Source organism: Caminibacter sp., assembly GCF_053999135.1.
In genome coordinates this window covers 1-3,599 of sequence record NZ_JBMXVQ010000095.1, presented here as the reverse complement: position 1 = coordinate 3,599, position 3,599 = coordinate 1, and the positions used below count along the sequence as shown (strand labels likewise).

The 3,599-nt window shown below is 29.0% G+C and carries 3 protein-coding genes and 1 rRNA gene; 3 read left to right on the top strand and 1 reads right to left on the bottom strand.

Translation table 11 applies throughout. From position 1 onward, the window contains the following. Window positions 1-97 (top strand): 5S ribosomal RNA (rrf, locus tag ACXJH6_RS07350); the annotation flags it as partial. Window positions 98-578: 481 nt separating this feature from the next. Further along, window positions 579-1,769 (top strand): M48 family metallopeptidase, encoded by a 1,191-nt coding sequence (locus ACXJH6_RS07345; RefSeq protein WP_456471107.1) that lies wholly within the window; start codon window positions 579-581, stop codon window positions 1,767-1,769. Here the strand turns inward: ACXJH6_RS07345 and ACXJH6_RS07340 are convergent. Next, a complete protein-coding gene (locus ACXJH6_RS07340; RefSeq protein WP_456471106.1) occupies window positions 1,729-2,985 on the bottom strand; it encodes an MgtC/SapB family protein in 1,257 nt (418 codons plus the stop codon). The two genes, ACXJH6_RS07345 and ACXJH6_RS07340, sit on opposite strands and share 41 nt — an antisense overlap. 66 nt (window positions 2,986-3,051) lie before the next feature. On the opposite strand from ACXJH6_RS07340, the gene mobB reads away from it, so the two are divergent. Beyond that, entirely contained in the window at window positions 3,052-3,537 is a 486-nt protein-coding gene (gene mobB / locus ACXJH6_RS07335; RefSeq protein WP_456471105.1) for a molybdopterin-guanine dinucleotide biosynthesis protein B, read from the top strand. Window positions 3,538-3,599: the final 62 nt, after the last annotated feature.

Sequence of the window (3,599 nt, the reverse complement as noted above, 5' to 3'; positions counted from 1 at the left end):
GGAGACACCCTGAACCATTTCGAACCAGGAAGTTAAGCCCTACAGCGCTGATGATACTGCATCCTTACGGATGTGGGAAAGTAGGTCCCCGCTAGGATTTATAGTGTATACTCTTAATCTCTTGAATCTACATTAGTTAATCTTTACTTTAACCCTTAATATTCCGTCTTTAATCCTTTATTTATTCTAAAGAGTCTGGCACTTTTGCTTCATTTCTTTTAATCGCTACTGATATATTTGCTCTTTTTAGCTTTTACGAAATGTTAAAAATTTGCACTCTTGTTAAGCGTATTTACCCAGTATCGAAATGCAAGGTTGTTTCATGCTAAACTACAAAGATAAAAATATGACAGCTTCGAGCTCCTTTTTGCTTACGCATCACTCAAATTTTGCTAAAAAGTGCTAACGGGTAAACGCACTTAATTTAGGGCAAAATTTTCGTTAAAATCCGCAACGCTGTCATATTTTTACTTTTTCGTTATTTACATTTTTTCAGCATAAAACAACACTGTCCGATGTAATTAGTGTCTTGTTTTTTATTGTATAATTCTTTTAAAATAAAAATAAGAAGGGTGTTTATGGCTAATGTATTAATAGCATTGTATGGTATATATGTATTTGCTAAGATTTTACTTGAGATAAAAGAAGTTTTATTTATTAAAAATGAATTTTATAAAGGTCCTGTCTTATTGAATTTTGAAGATTTTAAAACAGCTGCCATTTATTCTATTTATAAACATACTATAGAAATTTTTAACTCTTTAATTTCTCTTTTTTTAGTAGTCTTTTGGTTAAGCGGAGGACTTTTTATTGTTAATTATCTTTTATATGATGGTACTTTAGTGAGTGAGCTTTATATTCTTTTAGCTTTTTTTACTATAAATTATCTGTTAACTCTTCCTATACATATTTGGGAGAAACATATTGATAAAAAATTTGGTTTTAATGTTGCTCCTTGGAAAATATTTTTTGTTGATGAATTAAAAAAAATAATTTTATTTTTAGTTTTTGGGGGAGCTTTTTTTGCCGGTCTTATCTATTTTATAGAAAATTTTGAATATTGGTGGTTAATAGGTTTTTTATTTACTTTTGGCGTTGTTGTGTTGATAAATATTTTGTATCCTTTTTTTGCTTCTTGGTTTAATAAATTCGAACCTTTAAAAAATGATAAGCTTAAAGAATCGATTGAAGAGATGATGGAAAAAGTTGGTTTTAAAAGTAGCGGTATATATGTAATGGATGCTAGTAAAAGAGATACTAGATTAAATGCTTATTTTGCTGGATTTGGGAAAACAAAAAGAGTGGTTTTATTTGATACTCTTTTAAATAAACTTAACGATAAGGAAATATTGGCTGTTTTAGGACATGAACTTGGTCATTTTAAACATAAAGATTTATTAAAAAATATTTCGGTTTTAGGGATAGTACTTTTTATTATATTTTTTATTTTCGGACATTTGTCTGACAGTTTGTTTGAGGCGTTAAAAATTCCTAAAAACGGTGTTAATATAATTATTTTAGCGCTTTTATTTAGTGATATGATAATATTTTTAATGCAACCTGTTGTTAATCTTATCAGTAGACATAATGAATTTGAAGCGGATAAAATGGGGGCTGAGCTGGTTAGCAAAAAAGATTTAACCAGTGCTTTAAAAAAACTTGTAAAAGAAAATAAATATTTTCCAAAAGTCAGTAAACTTTATTCTTTTATTTATTATTCTCATCCTCCTATTTTAGAAAGGTTAGAGAAATTAAAAGAGAGAGAATAAAAACGGTTAATAAAACGGCAAAAAATTTGGTGAGTATTATTGCCAATTCTTTTTTGCCAAAAAACCATACGATACTTAATTTAAAAAGAGAATTTGAAATACTGGCTATAGATATTCCTATTGCTGCATTTATTAGCGATATTTTGTTTTTTGCAAGTGAGGAGAGAGAAAGAGTTATGGCGTCAACATCGGTAAGTCCTGAGATTAATGAGATAAGATAAATTCCGGTATTTCCATAGTTTGTTCCTATATAGTAAGTTAAAGCGTATATGATGGCAAAAATAACGGCGAATTTTATAGCTTCTTCGATTTCTAACGGATTTTTTTCTATAAGAGTTGTGTTTATTTTTTCATTTGGGGACTTTTTGTAAAGTCTGTAAGAAATTACCACTCCTATAAAAGTGGTAAATAAATATGAAAAGGCTAAAATATAGGCAAGTTGTTTATTTATCAATAACGTTTCAATATAAACTCTTGCAAACATTATGGTATTGGCTATGGCAATTGCAGAAGCATAGGTATATACGGCTGTCTTGTGTTGTAATTTAGAATATAATTTACTAAGAGAATATGTAACAGCGGTACTGCTAACAAATCCTCCCGCCGCCCCTGTTAATATTATTCCGTATTTTTCTCCGAAAAGTTTTATTCCCAAATATCCTATAAATGATAATGAAGCTATAATTATTGCCATAAGCCAGGTTTTATGAGGATTTACGTAATAAATCATTTTATCCGGAAGATAGGGCAGGATTAAAAAACTCATTCCAAGAAGTAAAATAGCGGCATTTATATCTTTTGATGAAAGTTTTGATTCGAGATTTTTTAATGTTGTTTTTATATTAAGAAGTAAAACTATTATAGTGGCGATAATTATTGCACTTAAAATTTCTTTGTTATAAATTAAAACTCCTATAATAAATGCTATTAAAGCGCTAACATGTGTGGTAGTTCCTTGTTTGTGATAATGAAACACTTTTAAAAAATAAGCTATACTAACTAAAGTAATAACTCCAAAGAAACTGACATATATAAAATTATTATAAAAATTTTCCATATAACCGCTTAAAAAACCTAAAAGAGATATTAAAGCAAAGGTTCTGCTTCCTGCAAACCCTTTTTCATTTTCTTCTTTAAACGATATGTTTCTTTCAAGACCTATTAAAAAACCGAGCGCTATGGTTATAAATACTGATTTTAACGTTTCGATATCCATTTTTTTCTCCTTTTAAAAATTATAGCTAATTTTTTTTGATAAAATTATGTAAAAAAAGGGCGGAATTTGAGAAAAGCCATAGCATTTACAGGTCCTAGCAATTCTGGTAAAACTACTTTAATAGAAAAAGTTGCTAAAAAACTTATAAGCAGTTATAAAATTGCAATTATTAAAAATGACCCGAGTGACAAAGCTCAGTTTGACAGAGAAGGAAAAGATAGTTATAAATTTTTTCAAACGGGTGCTGAAGTTGTGGTGACTTCTCCTACTCGTACTACATACTTTTCCCATCGTCAAAAATCTTTGGATGAAATAGTCGATATGATTAAAGATTTTGACATTTTACTTGTGGAAGGATTGAAATATCTGCCTCTTCCTCGTTTGGCGGTATTTAGGGGAGATATAGATGAGAGTTATTTTAGATACATAAAGGCCGTAGCTGTGGATGATACGGTTGATAAAAGTAAAATTCCTTCTTATATTGAAATACTTGATTTGAACAATATTGATGAAATAATAGACTGGGTTTTGAAAAACGCACAGGATATATAAAGGAGAAAAGATGACTGAAATTATAAAAGCGATTGAAAATACCGCTAAAGAGATTTATGAAT